Genomic DNA, 16,020 nt, shown 5'->3' with positions numbered 1-16,020 from the left:
GTCGCTAGGGTCGCGCTTCGCGCAGGGTGCCGTTGATCTCCAGGTAGCCCTCGCCGGTGCGGGGGCAGCGCCAGCGGCCGTTGCCCTCGTCGGTGAGGGGTTCGCCCGCTCGGCCGACCCACTTGATCCGGCGGGCCGGGACGCCGGCCACCAGGGCGAAGTCGGGGACGTCCCGGTGCACCACGGCGCCCGCCGCGACCAGCGCCCAGCGGCCCACGGTGACGCCCGCGACCAGCACCGCGCGGCCGCCGATCGAGCAGCCCTGACGGAGCGTCACGCCCTTGGCGTGCCAGTCGTCGCCGCGCTTGAGCTTCCCGTCGGGGTCGACCGAGCGCGGGTAGAGGTCGTTGGTGAGGACGGCCGCCGGGCCGACGAAGACGCCGTCCTCCAGGACGGCGGGCTCGTAGACCAGGGCGTGGTTCTGCAGCTTGACCCGGTCACCGATCCGGACGCCGGGGCCGACGTACGCGCCCCGGCCGACGATGCAGTCCGCGCCGATCACCGCGTCCTCACGGACCTGGGCCAGGTGCCAGACCGTACTGCCGGGCCCGATCACCGCCCGCGGGTCGACGTCGGCGCTCTGTTCCACCCGTACGGAGTTCCCCATGGCGCCGAAGATAGCGCCACGGGGACCGCGGGGTGGGCTACTTGGATTCGGAGACCGGCTTCATCGGCTCCGGCGCGGTGCTGGCGATCACCCGGCGGGCCAGCTTGCGCGGGGAGGTCAGGAAGCCGAAGCCCCAGGTCAGGTGCATGGTGGCGAGGGCCACCGGGAGCTGGAGCCGGGCCTTGGCGGTGAGGCCGCGCCCCTCCAGCACCGAACCGCCCGCGATTGCCAGCAGGTAGCCGGCGGGCAGCACGAAGAAGACCGGGTGCAGCGCGGCGCCGAGCACCAGGCCGCTCAGCACGCCGAGCAGGGCGGCCGGCGGGGCCAGGTAGCGCAGGTTGACCGAGCCCTTGTGGTAGCGGGTCACCACCCGGCGCCAGCGGCCGTAGTCCTTGTACTGCTTGGCCAGTGCCCGGACGCTCGGCCGGGGCCGGTAGGTCACCTTGAGCTGGGGGGTGAACCAGATCAGGCCGCCGTCCTGGCGGATCCGGTAGTTCAGCTCCCAGTCCTGGGCCCGGATGAACTCCTCGTTGTAGCCGCCGAGGCGCTCCAGCACCTCGCGGCGGAACACCCCGAGGTAGACCGTCTCGGCCGGACCGGCCAGACCGCCGGTGTGGAAGGCCGCGTTGCCGACGCCGATCTTCGAGGTCATCGCGGCGGCGACCGCGTTCTCCCACTCGGTCTCGCCCTCGGCGTGCATGATGCCGCCGACGTTGGCCGCGTCCATCTCACCGAGCAGCCGGACGGCGGTGGTGATGTACCCGGGCGTGAGCAGCCCGTGCCCGTCCACCCGTACCACTATCGGGTGACGGGAGCCGCGGATCGCGGCGTTCAGCCCGGCGGGGGTCCGGCCGGTCGGGTTGGGCACGGTGCGCACCCGGGGGTCCGCGGCGACCAGTTCGGCGGCGATCGCGTCGGTCCGGTCGGTGGACGGGCCGAGGGCGATCACCACCTCCAGCTCGCCCGGGTAGTCCTGTTCCAGGATGTGCCGCACGGCGGTGCGCAGGTGACGTTCCTCGTTGAGCACCGGCATGATCACGGAGACCGCCGGCAGCTCCTCAGCAGCCTTGGTGTTCATCGGGGCCACCGTACCGGCGGCCGCCCGGCCTTGTCAGGTTCGGTCTGCTGCGCGAAGTCCGCAGGAACGTTTCATCGACCACCCCGGCGTCCGGCGTACCCGGTCGGCGCGTCCCCGCCTGGCCACCCGGGCACCCGCCTACCATCCGAGAGATGCCGCCCACCGCCCACCGCCCCGAGCCGGAACGCACCCCACCGGCCCGCACCCCGCGCCGCCGCTGGGGTCGCTGGCTGGCGGGCGCCGTCTCGCTCGCCGTGCTGGTCACCTCCTGCGGGGGGCGGGCCCTGCTGGACGGCGTCGGCGACGCGATCGGCCGGGTGGACGCCTTCGACCGGACGAAGGACCGGCCCGCCGACGACGGGGTGACCACTTTCCTGGTGGTCGGCACCGACGACCGCGAGGGCATCCCCGCCGACACCCTGAAGAACGTGCTGCACGCGGGCGGCGAGTCCTGCCACTGCACCGACACGATGATGATCGTCCAGCTCGCCGAGGACGGCGGCCGGGCCAGCGTGGTCAGCATCCCGCGCGACTCCTACGTCACCATCCCGGCCCACCAGGACCTCAGCGGCAAGCAGGTGCCGGACGGCCACGGCAAGATCAACGCGGCGTACGGGATGGGCGGCGCCCCGCTCACCGTCCGCACCGTGGAGCAGAACACCGGCCTGCGGATCGACCACTACCTCCAGATCAACTTCCTCTCCTTCGTCTCCACCGTGGACGCGCTGGGCGGCGTCGAGGTGTGCAGCTCCCGGCCGCTCAAGGACGAGTACTCCGGCCTCGACCTGCCCGCCGGGACCACCCGGCTGGACGGTGCCGGGGCGCTCAAGTACGTCCGGGCCCGGCACCTGGACGGCAGCTCCGACCTGGGGCGGATGCAGCGTCAGCAGAAGTTCCTGGCCCAGCTGCTGCACCAGGCCACCGGCAGCGGCACCCTGCTCAACCCGGTGAAGCTCACCCGGGTGACGGACGCCGTGCTCAAGTCCGTCAAGGCCGACCAGGACCTCTCCTCCGAGGACCTGCTCCGGCTGGCCACCCGGCTCAAGGACCTCTCCCCCGCCCGGGCGGACTTCACCACCGTTCCGGTGAGCGACGTCAACTACCAGGTGGAGGGGTGGGGTTCGACGGTGCGGTGGGACGCCGCGGGGGCCAAGGCGCTGTTCGCCGCCGTCCGGGAGGGGCGGCCGCTCACCGACCGGCCCGCCGCCGCCACTGCCTCCACCCCGGTCGCGGTCACCGTGCCGCCCGGTCAGATCCACGTCCAGGTGCTCAACGGCGCGGGCGTCGTAGGGCTCGGCGCCCGGGTCGACACCGACCTCCGCAAGGCCGGCTTCGCCACCACCGGCGCCCCCTCCAACGCGGGCGGCGGCTCCACCACCCGCACCACCGTCCGCTACGACCCGCGCTGGGACGAGTCGGTCAAGACCATGGCCGCCGCCCTCCCACACGCCGAACTCGTCCCCACCCCGGGCCTCGGCGCCACCATGCAGGTCATCGCGGGCACCGACTACACGGGCGTCACCGGCGTGGCCGCCCCGCCGTCGCCTTCGCCCGCCGCTCCCTCCTCCTCCGCGCAGGCGCCGGCGGTCACCGCCAGCACCGGCACCGAGATCAGCTGTCCCTAGAACCAGCCGTGGGCATTGAGGAAGAGCACGACGGTGAGCAGCAGGTACGCCGCCAGAGCCGCCCGATTGACCGTCAGCTGACGGTGCGACAGCGGGCCGGGCCCCTGCCCGGTCGGCCGGTACTCCTCCGCCCCGGCCGCATGGGCGACGGCGGACGCCAGCTCCTCCGCCCGGTAACCCCGCGGGCCGACCCACCGGGTGAGCCAGTTCCCGAACCCGATCTCGTCACCATCTCGGATCCGGATGGTCACCCGGCCGTTCCTGGCGTTGGCGCCGATCACGTCCTCCCAGTCAACCTGACGGCAGGTGAGCCCGGTGGCCACCCAGACACCGCGCCGGTCGACCCCCGCCTGCCAGCCGAGCGCGGCCACCATACCGACGAACGCGAACACCCCGAACGTGAGCGGCTGGAGCAGCCCACCCCACCAGCCGTGCTCCGACCGGCTGACCACCACGAAGCCGAGCAGCAGCGCGGCCACCGGTCCGGACGCCAGCCGTACCGGCCCGGGCATCGACCAGCGAGCGGCCGGCACCGGCCCGGCTGGGGTGGGTGCGGCGGGCGCGGGCGTGGGGGGCTCGAGTGCCGATGGCCGGTGGTCGAGCAGTCGGACGCCCGGTGCGCAGACCACGGCCAGCCAGTCGACCGGAGGCCAGCTGATGTCCGGGGAGTCGCCGGCCGTCCAGGGACGGACCAGCAGTTGGGCGGACGCTCCGTCAGGTGCCTGGTAGAGCAGGGCCTCCACCGGGCCCTCCGGATGCTCGAAGTCCTCGTCCTCGTCGTGCTCCACCACGGGACTGCGGGCCCAGACCCCCTCGTGCCAGCAGCTGATCCCCTGGGCGCTCAGGCTCCAAAACGGTACCCCGGACAGCGGCCCGACCGCTTCGGCGTCTTCGCTCGGGTACGCGAGCACCCGCAGCGCCGGCGCGCCCGGCCGGTCGAAGCCGCGCCTGATCCGGACCGCCCTGGTGGCGGAGGCCAGCGCGATCAGCCCGACCCCGCCGACCACCGTCGCGGACATCAGCCAGACCGTCGGGTCGTACGGGTCGCCCGCGAGCCGGACCCAGCCGTCCTCGTCGGCCAGCAGCGGCAGGGTGTCGCCCGGCTGCGGGGCGGCGTCCCACCAGACCTCCAGTTCGGCGGAGCGGACGTCCTGGTCGCCGGGCAGCCGGTACCTGAGCGTGGTGTCGCCGACGTCGTCCGAGGAGAGCACGGTGCCCTGGACGAGCTGGGCCCCGGCGGCCCGTTCGTCGCTCGCGGCCTGCCGGTACAACCCGAGGCCGAGCAGCAGTACGGCCGTACCGAGCAGCAGCCACCCCAGCACCCGCCGCCCGGTCGCCCGGACCGGGTCGGCCGCGAACGGGGACGGCCCGCCCGCCGCCGTCCACGGGTACGGCACCTCGGGCCCCATCAGGTCGGCGAGCTGCTGCCGCGCCCGGCGGCGGCCGACCTCGACGACGGTCAGCAGCCAGGCCAGCAGCGCCTGCCCGATCAGGACCGCCCAGCGACTCGGCTCGTCCGGCAGCCCCTCGGGCAGGTACCAGACCACCGGCAGCAGCGCGTACGGCACGAGCACCTGCCCCTGGGGCCGGGCCAGCAGCACCAGGGCCTCGCCCAGCAGCGCGGCGGCCACCAGGTCACCGGCCCAGTCCTGCCCGCACGGCTGGGCCGGGCTGCAGACGGCGGGCAGCCCGGCCCTGACCATGGCGAACAGGCAGAGCCCGAGCGGGAGCAGCACCAGCCAACGGCTGTCCCATCGCTGGGCGGCGCGAGCGGCACGCCACCGGTCGGCCGCGACGGCGGTGAAGGGCACGCCGGAGGGCAGTGGCGGGTCGGTACTGGGCATGCGGCAGATGATCTCACCAGCGCACGAACGACAACCCCGCACCCCTGCGGACTAGGAGGTGCGTTCCAGGAGCATGGCCATGCCCTGTCCGCCGGCGGCGACGATGCTGATCAGGGCGGTGCTGTGATCGTCGTGGCGCAGGGTGGTCAGGGCGGTGGCGGTGAGCCGGGCACCGGCCGCGCCGTACGGTTCGCCGAGGGCGATCGAACCGCCGTGGGTGTTCATCCGCCCCGGGTCCAGGCCGAGTTCGGCGCAGTACGCCAGGACCTGGGCGGCGAACGGCTCGTTGCCGGCGACGGTGTCGACGTCCGCGAGGGACAGGCCGGCCCGGGCGAGGACGGAGCGGGTGGCGGCGACCGGAGCGGGCCCCTCGGTCTCGGGGGTGGCGGCCGAGACCGCGGTGCCCAGGATCCGGGCCAGCGGGAGGTGACCGTGGGTGCGGGCGTAGTCCTCGGACATGACGACGACCGCGGCGGCCCCGTCGGACAGCGGGGCGCTGTTCCCGGCGGTGACGCGCCCGTCCGGCCGGAAGCGCGGGGCGAGGGCGGCCAGGGTCTCGACGGTGACGCCGGTCCGCGGGCAGTCGTCGGCCGTGGCGGTGCTGCCGTCCGGGGCCTTCACCGGGACGATGTCGCCGAAGTGGAAACCCCCGGCGAGCGCCTGCTGGGTGAGCCGGTGGGAGCGGGCGGCGTAGGCGTCCATCTGGGTGCGGGTGATGCCGTAGACGTCGGCGACGTTCTCGGCGGCCAGGCCGACCGGGATGTACGGGTCGGGCAGCGCCTGGCGGGCGCGCGGGTCACCCCAGGGCGCGGTGTTGGGCAGCGAGCGGAGCGCTGTGCGGTCGGCGGCCTGCCGGAAGGCGGGGTTCTCCGTCCCGGGCCAGGTGTCCGAACTGCCGTGCGCCAGCCGGGACTGCGACTCGACACCGGCCGCGACGACCACCTCGGCGTCGCCGCAGCGGACCGCCTGCGCGGCCATCCGCACGGCCTGCAGGGAGGAGGTGCAGAACCGGTTGACGGTGACGCCGGGAACGTGGTCCCAGCCGAGCAGGAACGCGGCGATGCGGGCGATGTTGAAGCCCTGCTCGCCACCGGGCAGGGCACAGCCGACGATCAGGTCGTCCACGCTCGCGGCCGCCAGGCCGGGGACGCGGGCGACGGCCTCCGCGACGGTGGCGGCCAGCAGGTCGTCGGGGCGGACGCCGGCGAGGACGCCCTTGTGGGCGCGTCCGATCGGCGTGCGGACGGTGGCGGTGATCACGGCGTGCTGCATGGCGGGCTTCCTGGGCGGTCTCGGTGGCGGGTGGGGCTCGACGACGGGGTTCGATGACGGATCGTCAGAGGTGCAGGGTGGGGCGGTGGGTGCGCAGCCACTGGTCCAGGTCCAGGACGAGTTCCAGTCCCTCGCGGGGGAAGCGGTCCCGGCCGACGGGCTCCAGCAGCAGGCTGCGGACGGCGCCCGGATCCAGCAGGTCGGTCGCGGGGCCGCCGTCGGCGAGGAGTCGGCGGACCTGGCTGACAAGTGCCGCTCGGTAGGCGGGGTCGCGGACCATCGGGTAGGGGCTCTTGCGGCGGGCCAGCACCGGGGCGGGGAGCAGGTCGGCGACGGCGGCACGCAGCAGGCTCTTCTCCCGGCCGTCGAAGGTCTTGAACTCCCACGGGGCGTTGAAGACGTACTCGACCAGCCGGTGGTCCAGGAACGGCACCCGGACCTCCAGGCCGCACCCCATGCTCAGCCGGTCGGCGCGGTCCAGCAGGCAGGGCAGGAACCGGGTCAGGTTGAGGTAGCTGTCGCGCCGCAGCGCGGCCTCGCCGGGTGCGGTGCCGGGCAGGTGCTCGAGCTCGGCGGCGGCGGTGCGGTGGAGTTCGGCGCGGTGGGCGGGCAGGTCGAGTGCGGCGGCGAGGCCGGGGTCGAGCAGCCGGGTGAGGTCGGCACGGTCCAGCACGGTGTCCCAGGGAAAGGTTTCTGCCGCTGCGGCCTCGGGGGTGAACCAGCGATATCCGCCGAAGAGTTCGTCGGCCCCGTCGCCGGCCAGGGTGACCGGGAAGTGCTCGCGGACCGCGCGGAACAGCTGGAACAGCGAGGTGTCGAAGTCCCCCAGGCTCAGCGCGTCGCGCAGGCGCCCGACCTGGGCGCGCCGGGCGGGGTCGGCGAGCGAGTGGGCGGTCAGCGGCACCCGGCGGTGTTCGGTGCCAAGGTGGCGCACCATCAGCTCGGCGTACGGCTCGTCCGGGTCGCGTCCCATGGCGTCCTGACCCGAGGCATGGGCGCCCAGGTCCACCGACAGCGTGTGCAGGGTTCCGGCCGCGGGGCGGGCCAGCGCGGCGATGGCGCTGGAGTCCAGTCCGCCGGACAGCAGGACGCTCACCGGGACGTCGGCCGCGAGCTGCCCGGTGACGGCCTCGTCCAGCAGGTGCCGCACGTGTGCCACGGTGGTGGGCAGGTCGTCCGGGTGTTCGGCCGGGGTCAGCGACCAGTAGCGGCGGGTGCGGGTTCCCTCGGGTGTGCGGACGACGAGTGTGCCCGGTGCCACCTCGCGGAGCCCGGCGAAGGCGCTGCGGCCGGGGGTCTTGATCATCGGGTGGGCGGACAGCAGCAGCTCCCGCAGCCCGTCCAGATCCAGCCGCGTCGTCACCGCGGGATGCTCCAGCACCGCCTTGGGCTCGGAGCCGAACACCAGCCCGTCGTCGAGCTCCGCCCAGCACAACGGCTTGATGCCGAGCCGGTCGCGGACCAGCGTCAGCCGCCGGGGGCCCGGCTCCCAGGCGGCGTAGGCGAACATGCCCTCGAACCGGGTGGGCGCCTGCTCACCCCAGGCGTCGACGGCCCGCAGCACCACCTCGCTGTCGCTGCGGGTCCTGAACCGGTGTCCGAGCGCGGTCAGTTCCGCCCGCAACGAGGCGTGGTTGTAGACCTCGCCGGTGAACACCACCGCCAGCGCCGTACGTCCGCCGCGGGTCAGCACCAGCGGCTGCCGGCCACCGACCAGGTCGACGGTGGCCAGCCGGGTGTGCCCGAGCCCGGCCGGGCCCTCGGTCCAGGCGGCCGACGCGTCAGGTCCCCGGCAGGCCAGGGTCTCGGTCATCTCCTTCAGCGTGGTGCCCCCGGTCGCCCGGGGAACCCGTCCGGCGAAACCGACATAACCAACCAGCCCGCACACCGTCGCGGCTCCCCCTGCCCCTCACGGGGGCCGACCATGCGATCCGGGACCTCGCCTCGGCCGCGCGAATGCTGCACGCGTGGCGAAGTCCGTGGCCGGGCTCGTGCACCGGCCACCACCACTGGAACGATCAAGGGACGACCAGGTCACTGCCCTACCGGGTGAAGTACCGGAGCGGACGCGTGAACGCAGGACCGACGGCCCCTCAGTACGGCAGCAGGCCGGTGGTGAGCAGCTCGAAGTCGAAGGGCTCGGGGATCCGGAGGGTCTCACCGAAGTCGACGTCCTCCCGGCGGTGGTACTTCGTGCCGTCGGGGCGGCTGAACAGCGTGACGGTCTTCTGGCGGGCGTCGATCAGCAGGTAGAGCGGGATGCCCATCAGCGGGTAGTCCCGGACCTTGCCCACCCAGTCGTTCTCCGGGTTGGAGGGTGAGACCAGCTCGACCGCGATCGCTGCCGCTTCGGCGGGGACCTGGTTGTCGGTGGTCTCCAGGACGCCTTCCGGAAGGTACGTCAGGTCCGGGTTCCGGCTCTTGCCGGCGTTGGGCGAGACGAGGTCGGTGTTCTCGCTCGGCAGCAGTCCGTCCGGGGTGTGGGCGTCGAACTGGCGACGGACCGTCAGGAGGTTGCGTTGGTGGATGCCGGACGGACTGACCGTCATGACGATGATGTCGCCGGAGAGCTCGGCCTTGAACCCATCGGGCAGACTCCTGCGGACCTCTTCGAGGAGTGCGAAGCGCTCGGGATTCATGGGCCTCGACGTAGTCGGCACGACGGCTCGACACATTCCAGCCCCCAGGGCGGTTCCGCCGCCGGTGAACCTCGCTCGGGTGGTGGGCCGTGCCGCGTATCGTCCGGACATGACTGAGCACCGTTTGGTTGACGTGGGCGGGATCCGGCTGGCCTGTCAGGTCTCAGGGCCGGTGGATGCTCCGCCACTTCTCCTGCTGCACGCTCTGGGCGAGGACGCCACGGACTGGGACACGGTGGCGCCCGCGCTCGCCGTGAGCCGGCGGGTGTACGCCCTCGACCTTCGGGGGCACGGCCGGAGCGATTGGCCGGGGCGGTACTCCCTGGAACTCATGCGGGACGACGTGCTCGGCTTCCTGGCCGCCGTGGGTGTCGACCGGGTCGACGTGATCGGGCACTCGATGGGTGGGGTGGTGGCCTACCTCTTCGCCGAGGAGCATCCGCAGCGCGTGAACCGGCTGGTCCTGGAGGACGTTCCGGCTCCGCGTCCCCGTCAGCCGACCGCTCCGACCAGGCCGGAGGGGGCGCTGACCTTCGACTGGGAGATGGTGCTGGCGGTCCGGAGGCAACTCGACACGCCTGATCCGGCCTGGCTGGAGCGGCTCGACCGGATCACCGCCGAGACCCTCGTGCTCGCGGGCGGCCCGCGCAGTCACCTGTCGCAGGAGGGTGTCGCCGAGCTGGCCCGCCGCATCCCCGGCGGACGGGTCGTCACCATCCCTGCCGGGCATCTGATCCACAGCGCCGAGCCGGAAGCGTTCACGGAGGCAGTCGCAACGTTCTTGACGTGAGAGCAGCACAACACTGGTGCGCGGTTTGTCCGATCGGCTGCCGATTGGTGCATCCGGTGCGGCGCCTGTTGCCGCTGGTCGCTGCCGCTCCCTAGGCTCGCCCACGCAACCGGCCCAGGATGAAGGAACACGGTTTGACATCCTCTCCGCGCTGATGCGCGGGGATTCCGGCCGCGCCTGCGGCGCGGGGCTTGCGCCCTGTGCGGCGGGCGTTCCGGTGGGTTCCTGTTTCAACGGGCCGTGCCTGGCGTGGGATCGCCACGCCGGGTCCTACCGGCCCTCCGCAGGCGTTTAGCCTGTCCGCCCGTCCGGCGGCCAGGATGTTCCGAGCAGCATTGAGGTCACGGTCATGAGAGGTACCGCACGCGCCGCACTTCCACGTGCGGACGTTCAGGGGCTTGGGACCGTCCGGAACTCCGCAGGTGGAGCACACCTGCGACGTGGGTTCGTACCGGCCGATGATGCCGACGTGCCGTCCGTACCTGGCGGCTTTCTCTTCCAGGAGTCGGCGGAAGGTCGACCATCCGGCGCCGTGGACGGACTTGGCCAGGCGGGTGCGGGCCAGGCCGCGCACGTTCAGATCCTCCAGGTACACCGCTTGGTTCTCGCGGATGATCCTGGTCGTCTGCTTGTGCAGCCAGTCGTTGCGGGTGTCGGCCACCTTGGCGTGCGCCTTGGCGACCTTGCGGCGGGCCTTCGCCCGGTTCTTCGACCCCTTCGCCTTACGCGACAGTGCCCGCTGCAAGGTCTTCAACCGCTTCTCGGCCTTGCGCAGGAAGCGCGGGTTGTCGATGAACACCACCCGTGTGCACCCGAACGTACGGCCCAGCGACCGCCGCTGACCCACCGTCGGATAGCTACGATACGAGTACCGAAGATGCACACGATCAACCTGGCGGCGGGCACTGACAACCACCTGCGGGCACCCGCACGACGGTTCGCCCTGACGGCGAAACACCGCTCCCCGACCTGCTCCGCAGGCAATCCGTTCCCTCCCCCGGCTCAAACCGGGGGTTTCCCCGGAGGTCCCCGATGACCATCGCAGCCAGCCCCGATGCACTCGACCGGAAGATCGACCTGAACTTCGGACAGATCGACCTGGACCGGAACGGGCTGATCGACGCCTCGGACGTGCTCGGGCTCGCCGCTCGGACGATCTCCGCCTCGGGTCAGGACTTCGACTCACCGAAGGCGGTCGCGATGCTGACGGCGTCCCAGGGGTGGTGGCGGGCACTGGTCGCGGATCTGGACACCAACCGGGACCGGAAGATCCAGCGGCACGAGTACCGGGCCGGGATGCGGCTGCTGGCGGAGGCGCCGGGGGCGTTCGACGACGTGCTGCGGCCGATGGCGCTGGCGGTCTTCCGGCTGATGGACCGGAACGACGACGGGACGATCTCGGCGGACGAGTTCTGGGACTTCCAGCGGGCGTTCGGCTCGTCCGAGGCGGCGGCGCGGTTCGCCTTCGAGAAGCTGGACACCGACCGGAACGGGGTGCTCTCCGAGTCTGAGGTGCTGTCGGCGTTCCGGGGCTTCTACACCAGCACCGACCCGGATCAGGTCGGCAACCACCTGTTCGGCGACGCGCTGAACTGACCCACCGTCACAGCAGCGACGGAGGGGCCGCTCCCCCGTGGGCGGCCCCTCCGTCGTGTCCTGCCGGTGGTGCGTCAGTCCGTGGCGATGGCCGCCAGGACGTTCATCCGGCCGGCCCGGAAGGCCGGGAGCAGGGCGGCCAGCAGGCCGACCACGGCGGAGGCGAACAGGATGGCCACGATGGTGCCGACCGGGATGGTCAGCAGGCTGATCCCCGAGCCCGCCAGCACCTGCTGGGAGGTGACGCCCCAGGCGAGGCCGAGGCCGGTGCCGAGGAGGGCGCCGAAGATGGCGATCACCACGGACTCCAGGCGGATCATCCGGCGGAGCTGACGGCGGGACAGGCCGATCGCGCGGAGCAGACCGATCTCCCTGGTCCGCTCGACCACCGAGAGGGCGAGGGTGTTGACGACGCCCAGGACGGCGACCACGATCGCCAGGCCGAGCAGGCCGTAGACCATGTAGAGCAGGGTGTTGACCTGGCTCTGGATGATCTCCTTGTAGCCCGCCTTGTCGGTGACGGTGAGCTGCGGGTACGCCTTGAGGGAGTCCTCCAGCGCGGCCAGCGTCTTCGCCGGATCGGCCCCGTCGACGATCTTGGCGAACATCGCCTTGTCGGCTGGCAGGTCCGCCGCCGGGATGGCCTTGGCGACCGTGTCGAGGTTGGCGAACGTCCCGTTGAACATGTCGCTGCCGGCCTTGATGATCAGCCCGACCGTGAGCTCCTGGGTGTGGCCCTGGCCGTAGTCGGCCGTGATCCGGTCGCCGGTCTTCAGGCCGTGCTCCTTGGCGAACTCGCTGCCGACCGCCACGCCACCGACCGCGAAGGCCTGCTCCGCCGAACCGGACTCCGCCGGGATCTTGAAGTCCTCGACGAAGGTCTTCGTGGCGGCCGCCAGGTGCTCCTTGGTGCGCTTGCCGTCGGAGGTGGTGAACGCCACCGGGATGCTCTTCTGCAGCGTCAGGTGCTTGAGGCCCTGGGCGCCCTGAGCAGCCGTCACCATCGCGGGGGTGAGATCGGCGTTCGTCCTGGACGCGACCACGTAGTCGGCGCCCACGGACTGGTCGATCTGGTCGTTGGCCGAGGAGACCATCGAGGAGGTGACCACCGAGGCTCCGGTGACCAGCGCCAGGCCGATCATCAGCGCCGCGGCGGTGGCACCGGTACGGCGCGGGTTGCGGGTGGCGTTGCGCTGCGCCAGCTTGCCGGACGGGCCGAACAGCGCGGGCAGCACCGCCCCGAGCACCCGGACCACGGCGGTGGACAGCAGCGGGCCGAGCACCACCAGGCCGACCAGGCTCAACACCACGCCCAGGCCCAGCAGTTGACCACCGGCCGAGGCGGTCGAGGCGGCCGCCGCAGCGGCCAGCAGGGCCGCGCCGCCGGCCGTGAGCAGCACCCCGATCGCGGCCCGGATGCGGTTGGCCTTGGCCTCGCTGGGCGTGCCGTGGTCGCGCAGGGCGGCCATCGGCGAGATCCGGGAGGCTCGGCGGGCCGGGATCCAGGCGGCCAGCACGGTGATCACCACGCCCACCGCGTACGAGGCGATCGGCACGCTGGCGCCGATCTCCAGGTCGGCGGAGGACAGGTTCATCCCGGTCGCCTTCATCAGCTGGATCAGGCCGATGGCCAGGCCGATCCCGGCCAGCAGGCCGAGGGTCGAGCCGAGCACGCCGAGGATCAGGGCCTCGATCAGCACCGAGCGGTTGACCTGGCTGCGGCTGCCGCCGATGGCCCGGAGCAGGCCGATCTCCCGGGTGCGCTGGGCGACCAGCATCGAGAAGGTGTTGATGATCAGGAAGCCGCCGACCAGCAGCGAGATGCCGGCGAAGCCGAGCATCGCGTACTTCATGTAGTCGAGGAAGCCCATGTCGGCCTTGCCCTCGGCCTTCTGCTCCGCGGCGGTGAGCACCTTGTACCCGTCGCCGAGGGTGGCCAGGGCGGCGGCCTTCAGCTCGTCGTTGCTCTTCGAGCCGTCGCCGGTCACCTCGACCGTGCTGAGCGCGGTCGTGCCCAGCAGATGCTCCTGGGCGGTCGGCAAGTCCAGGAAGGCCAGCGCCGCGCCGGGGTTGGTGGTCTGGAAGGTGGCGATGCCGGAGATGGTGAAGACGCGGTCACCGGCGGCGGTGATCACCCGCAGCTTGCTGTCGATCCCCAGGCCGGCCTTCTTGGCCGTGTCGGCGTCCAGCACGATCTGGCCGCCGCCGGCCGGTGCCTTGCCGGAGGTGATCTTCAGCATGTTCTGGTTGTCGTGCCAGGAGCCGGTGATGGTCGGGGCGCCGGAGGTCGGGCCGACCGCCTTGTTGGTGAGCGGGTTGGTCAGCACCGCGTTCTGGACCGAGACCTCACCGCGCGCCGACTTCACGCCCGGCAGGGCGGCGATCTTCTGCTCGGTGGCGACCGGGACGGTGCGGGGCTTGCCGCGGCCGCCGTCCTGCTCGTCATCGGCGTCGGCGGCGGCGTCCGGGACGGCCTGCCGGACCGAGATGTCGGAGGCGGTGGTGGCGAACAGCTTGTCGAAGGTGGCGGTCGCCGTGTTCGAGAACACCAGGGTGCCGGACACGAACGCGACCGAGAGGACCACAGCGATGAGCGAGAGCGCCATCCGCCCCTTGTGGGCGAAGAAGCTCCGTAGCGAAGTCTTGAGCAACATCGGTTTCTGACCCCGTCTCAGCTGGTGCGCTTGCCGTCGAAGCGACGCATGCGCTCGAGGACGGAATCGGCGGTCGGGGCGTGCATCTCGTCCACCAGGCGGCCGTCCGCCAGGAACAGCACGCGGTCGGCGTACGAGGCGGCGACCGGGTCGTGGGTGACCATCACGATGGTCTGGCCCAGCTCGTCGACCGAGCGGCGCAGGAAGGTGAGCACCTCGGCGCCGGAGCGGGAGTCGAGGTTACCGGTGGGCTCGTCGCCGAAGATGATCTCGGGACGGGCGGCCAGCGCCCGGGCCACCGCGACGCGCTGCTGCTGGCCGCCGGAGAGCTGGGTCGGCCGGTGCTTGAGGCGGTCGGCGAGGCCGACGGTGGAGACCACGGTGTCCAGCCAGGCGGCGTCCGGCTTGCGGCCGGCGATGTCCATCGGGAGCGTGATGTTCTCCAGCGCGTTCAGCGTGGGGAGCAGGTTGAAGGACTGGAAGATGAAGCCGATCTTGTCCCGGCGCAGCTTGGTGAGCTGACGGTCCTTCAGACCGGTGATCTCGGTGTCACCGATCCAGATCCGGCCCTCGGAGACCGTGTCCAGGCCCGCCAGGCAGTGCATCAGGGTGGACTTGCCCGAGCCCGAGGGGCCCATGATCGCGGTGAACCGGCCACGGTGGATGTCCACGTCCACCGCATCGAGGGCGGTGACCCGGGTCTCCCCCGCGCCGTACGCCTTGGTCACCTGCCGCGCGGCCGCGGCCGGGGCCTCGGGGCCGGCGGAAAGCTGCTGGTCCTGCACGGCGCTGGCTGCCGTCGTCACTGGAGTCTCCTCGATTGTGGTCCACCCGTCGGCCTCAGGATTTCGCAGCGCACCCGTCCTCGGACATGGTGCGGTCTGCCGTCTTCACCCTGGGGCTGCCCCCACCCTCCAGGTGGTGCTGAGTGGAGTGGCGAGGTAAGAACCACGTTAGGAGCGCCGTCCGGACGGATCGTCATCCGCCGGGAGGAAGCCGACCATCGACCGATGTACGGGCTGCGGGCCCCCTCCCCCTAGGGGTTCCCGCCGCCCGCCTCAGGGGTCGGCCGAGGATCGGCCGGACGATCGGCCCGGAGCCGGCCCGGAGCTCAGCCGACCAGGGCCGGCTCGGCCTGCCGGACCAGCGCGGTCGCGAAGGCGTCCACCACCGGCGTGAGCAGCGCCTCGGTCTCCCGCTCGATCAGCGTCGAGCCGTCCTCCCGAGTGCCGATGTGGCGGTCCAGCACGAACCAGCCCTGGGTGATGTGCCCGGCCCCCATCGAGGAGAGCACCGGCCGCAGCGCGTAGTCCACCGCGAGCACGTGCGCGGTCGAGCCGCCGGTGGCCAGCGGCAGCACCGTCTTCCCGGTGAGCGCGTACTGCGGCAGCACGTCCAGCAGGGTCTTCAGCAGTCCCGAGTACGCGGCCTTGTAGACCGGGGTGCCGATCACCACACCGTCCGCCTCGGCGAACAGCTCGATGGCGCGGGCGAGTTGGGGGTCACTGGTGTCGGCGGAGAGCAGCGCGGCGGGCGGCAGGCTGCGCACCTCCAGCGGGATCACCCGGTGGCCGTGCCCGGTCAGCCGGGCATCGACGTGACGCAGCAGGCGGGTGGTGCGGGAGGTGGCGGAGGGCGAGCCGGAGACGGACAGGACGGTGGCCATGAGGCACCCCAGAAAAGTGGAAGCGGGCAGGGCTGACCGCGCGACGGTGCGCGAGAAGAGGGAGGAAACGAAGGTGGCGAGCGGTCAGCCACTACAGAGGGAGCAGGACACGCGCAGCAGGTCGACGTGCCGCCTCCGCGTGAGAATCCGTTGCTGCTCCATAGCCGTCATGGGACCACGCGGCGTTCGAACGGGTCAAGGTTCGTTCCAGCTCGTGAACATACGGCCGACCGGTCCGGGACGTGCATC

The 16,020-nt window shown here is 72.2% G+C and carries 13 protein-coding genes and 1 pseudogene; 3 read left to right on the top strand and 11 right to left on the bottom strand.

Annotation, left to right across the window (positions count from 1 at the left end):
- Nucleotides 1–4 precede the first annotated feature (4 nt).
- Nucleotides 5–607: an acyltransferase gene (locus F4556_RS22440; RefSeq protein WP_184918913.1), complete on the bottom strand. Its 603-nt coding sequence runs from the start codon at nt 605–607 to the stop codon at nt 5–7.
- Nucleotides 608–644: 37 nt separating this feature from the next.
- Nucleotides 645–1,685 (bottom strand): glycosyltransferase family 2 protein, encoded by a 1,041-nt coding sequence (locus F4556_RS22435; RefSeq protein ID WP_184918911.1) that lies wholly within the window; start codon nt 1,683–1,685, stop codon nt 645–647.
- A gap of 152 nt (nt 1,686–1,837) precedes the next feature.
- Here F4556_RS22435 and F4556_RS22430 point away from each other — a divergent pair, with 152 nt between their 5' ends.
- Nucleotides 1,838–3,310, top strand: a complete 1,473-nt coding sequence (locus F4556_RS22430; RefSeq protein WP_184918909.1) for an LCP family protein — start codon at nt 1,838–1,840, stop codon at nt 3,308–3,310.
- Here F4556_RS22430 and F4556_RS22425 read toward each other — a convergent pair.
- The 4 genes from F4556_RS22425 to F4556_RS22410 all read right to left on the bottom strand — a co-directional run bounded on the left by F4556_RS22425 (nt 3,307) and on the right by F4556_RS22410 (nt 9,065).
- On the bottom strand, nt 3,307–5,154 hold the full coding sequence (locus F4556_RS22425; protein WP_184918907.1) for a hypothetical protein: 1,848 nt from the start codon (nt 5,152–5,154) through the stop codon (nt 3,307–3,309). The genes F4556_RS22430 and F4556_RS22425 overlap by 4 nt on opposite strands.
- A gap of 51 nt (nt 5,155–5,205) precedes the next feature.
- Nucleotides 5,206–6,426 (bottom strand): acetyl-CoA C-acyltransferase, encoded by a 1,221-nt coding sequence (locus F4556_RS22420; RefSeq protein ID WP_184918905.1) that lies wholly within the window; start codon nt 6,424–6,426, stop codon nt 5,206–5,208.
- Nucleotides 6,427–6,490: 64 nt separating this feature from the next.
- Nucleotides 6,491–8,314, bottom strand: a complete 1,824-nt coding sequence (gene asnB, locus F4556_RS22415; protein WP_184918903.1) for an asparagine synthase (glutamine-hydrolyzing) — start codon at nt 8,312–8,314, stop codon at nt 6,491–6,493.
- A gap of 205 nt (nt 8,315–8,519) precedes the next feature.
- Nucleotides 8,520–9,065, bottom strand: a complete 546-nt coding sequence (locus F4556_RS22410; RefSeq protein WP_184918901.1) for a Uma2 family endonuclease — start codon at nt 9,063–9,065, stop codon at nt 8,520–8,522.
- A gap of 109 nt (nt 9,066–9,174) precedes the next feature.
- Here F4556_RS22410 and F4556_RS22405 point away from each other — a divergent pair, with 109 nt between their 5' ends.
- Nucleotides 9,175–9,855: an alpha/beta fold hydrolase gene (locus tag F4556_RS22405; RefSeq protein ID WP_184918899.1), complete on the top strand. Its 681-nt coding sequence runs from the start codon at nt 9,175–9,177 to the stop codon at nt 9,853–9,855.
- 91 nt (nt 9,856–9,946) lie between these two features.
- On the opposite strand, the gene F4556_RS22400 is transcribed toward F4556_RS22405, so the two are convergent.
- Entirely contained in the window at nt 9,947–10,657 is a 711-nt protein-coding gene (locus F4556_RS22400) for an RNA-guided endonuclease InsQ/TnpB family protein (RefSeq protein WP_512699294.1), read from the bottom strand.
- A gap of 3 nt (nt 10,658–10,660) precedes the next feature.
- Nucleotides 10,661–10,738: pseudogene (locus F4556_RS39895) on the bottom strand (helix-turn-helix domain-containing protein); the annotation flags it as partial.
- Nucleotides 10,739–10,887: 149 nt separating this feature from the next.
- Here F4556_RS39895 and F4556_RS22395 point away from each other — a divergent pair.
- The gene (locus F4556_RS22395; protein ID WP_184918895.1) at nt 10,888–11,451 is read left to right on the top strand and encodes an EF-hand domain-containing protein; all 564 of its coding nucleotides are present in this window, start codon (nt 10,888–10,890) and stop codon (nt 11,449–11,451) included.
- Between the two features lie 74 nt (nt 11,452–11,525).
- On the opposite strand, the gene F4556_RS22390 is transcribed toward F4556_RS22395, so the two are convergent.
- From F4556_RS22390 to ssuE, 3 genes are all read right to left on the bottom strand, one after another.
- Complete coding sequence (locus F4556_RS22390; RefSeq protein WP_184918894.1) at nt 11,526–14,105, bottom strand: ABC transporter permease; 2,580 nt, start codon at nt 14,103–14,105, stop codon at nt 11,526–11,528.
- Between the two features lie 17 nt (nt 14,106–14,122).
- A complete protein-coding gene (locus F4556_RS22385; RefSeq protein WP_184918892.1) occupies nt 14,123–14,911 on the bottom strand; it encodes an ABC transporter ATP-binding protein in 789 nt (262 codons plus the stop codon).
- A 305-nt stretch (nt 14,912–15,216) separates the two neighbouring features.
- Nucleotides 15,217–15,771, bottom strand: coding sequence for an NADPH-dependent FMN reductase (gene ssuE, locus F4556_RS22380; protein ID WP_184918890.1), 555 nt, complete (start codon nt 15,769–15,771; stop codon nt 15,217–15,219).
- Nucleotides 15,772–16,020 lie beyond the last annotated feature (249 nt).

The organism is Kitasatospora gansuensis, from assembly GCF_014203705.1.
Lineage (GTDB): Bacteria > Actinomycetota > Actinomycetes > Streptomycetales > Streptomycetaceae > Kitasatospora > Kitasatospora gansuensis.
Note: the sequence above shows the minus strand (reverse complement) of the source record. Positions and strands in the feature narration are given on the sequence as shown.

Coding starts and splice junctions, on each gene's coding strand:
- F4556_RS22435 (WP_184918911.1), bottom strand. CDS start 1,685: ATGAACACCAAGGCTGCTGAGGAGCTGCCGGCGGTCTCCGTGATCATG.
- F4556_RS22390 (WP_184918894.1), bottom strand. CDS start 14,105: ATGTTGCTCAAGACTTCGCTACGGAGCTTCTTCGCCCACAAGGGGCGG.
- F4556_RS22430 (WP_184918909.1), top strand. CDS start 1,838: ATGCCGCCCACCGCCCACCGCCCCGAGCCGGAACGCACCCCACCGGCC.
- F4556_RS22440 (WP_184918913.1), bottom strand. CDS start 607: ATGGGGAACTCCGTACGGGTGGAACAGAGCGCCGACGTCGACCCGCGG.
- F4556_RS22425 (WP_184918907.1), bottom strand. CDS start 5,154: ATGCCCAGTACCGACCCGCCACTGCCCTCCGGCGTGCCCTTCACCGCC.
- F4556_RS22395 (WP_184918895.1), top strand. CDS start 10,888: ATGACCATCGCAGCCAGCCCCGATGCACTCGACCGGAAGATCGACCTG.
- F4556_RS22405 (WP_184918899.1), top strand. CDS start 9,175: ATGACTGAGCACCGTTTGGTTGACGTGGGCGGGATCCGGCTGGCCTGT.
- F4556_RS22410 (WP_184918901.1), bottom strand. CDS start 9,065: ATGAATCCCGAGCGCTTCGCACTCCTCGAAGAGGTCCGCAGGAGTCTG.
- ssuE (WP_184918890.1), bottom strand. CDS start 15,771: ATGGCCACCGTCCTGTCCGTCTCCGGCTCGCCCTCCGCCACCTCCCGC.
- F4556_RS22420 (WP_184918905.1), bottom strand. CDS start 6,426: ATGCAGCACGCCGTGATCACCGCCACCGTCCGCACGCCGATCGGACGC.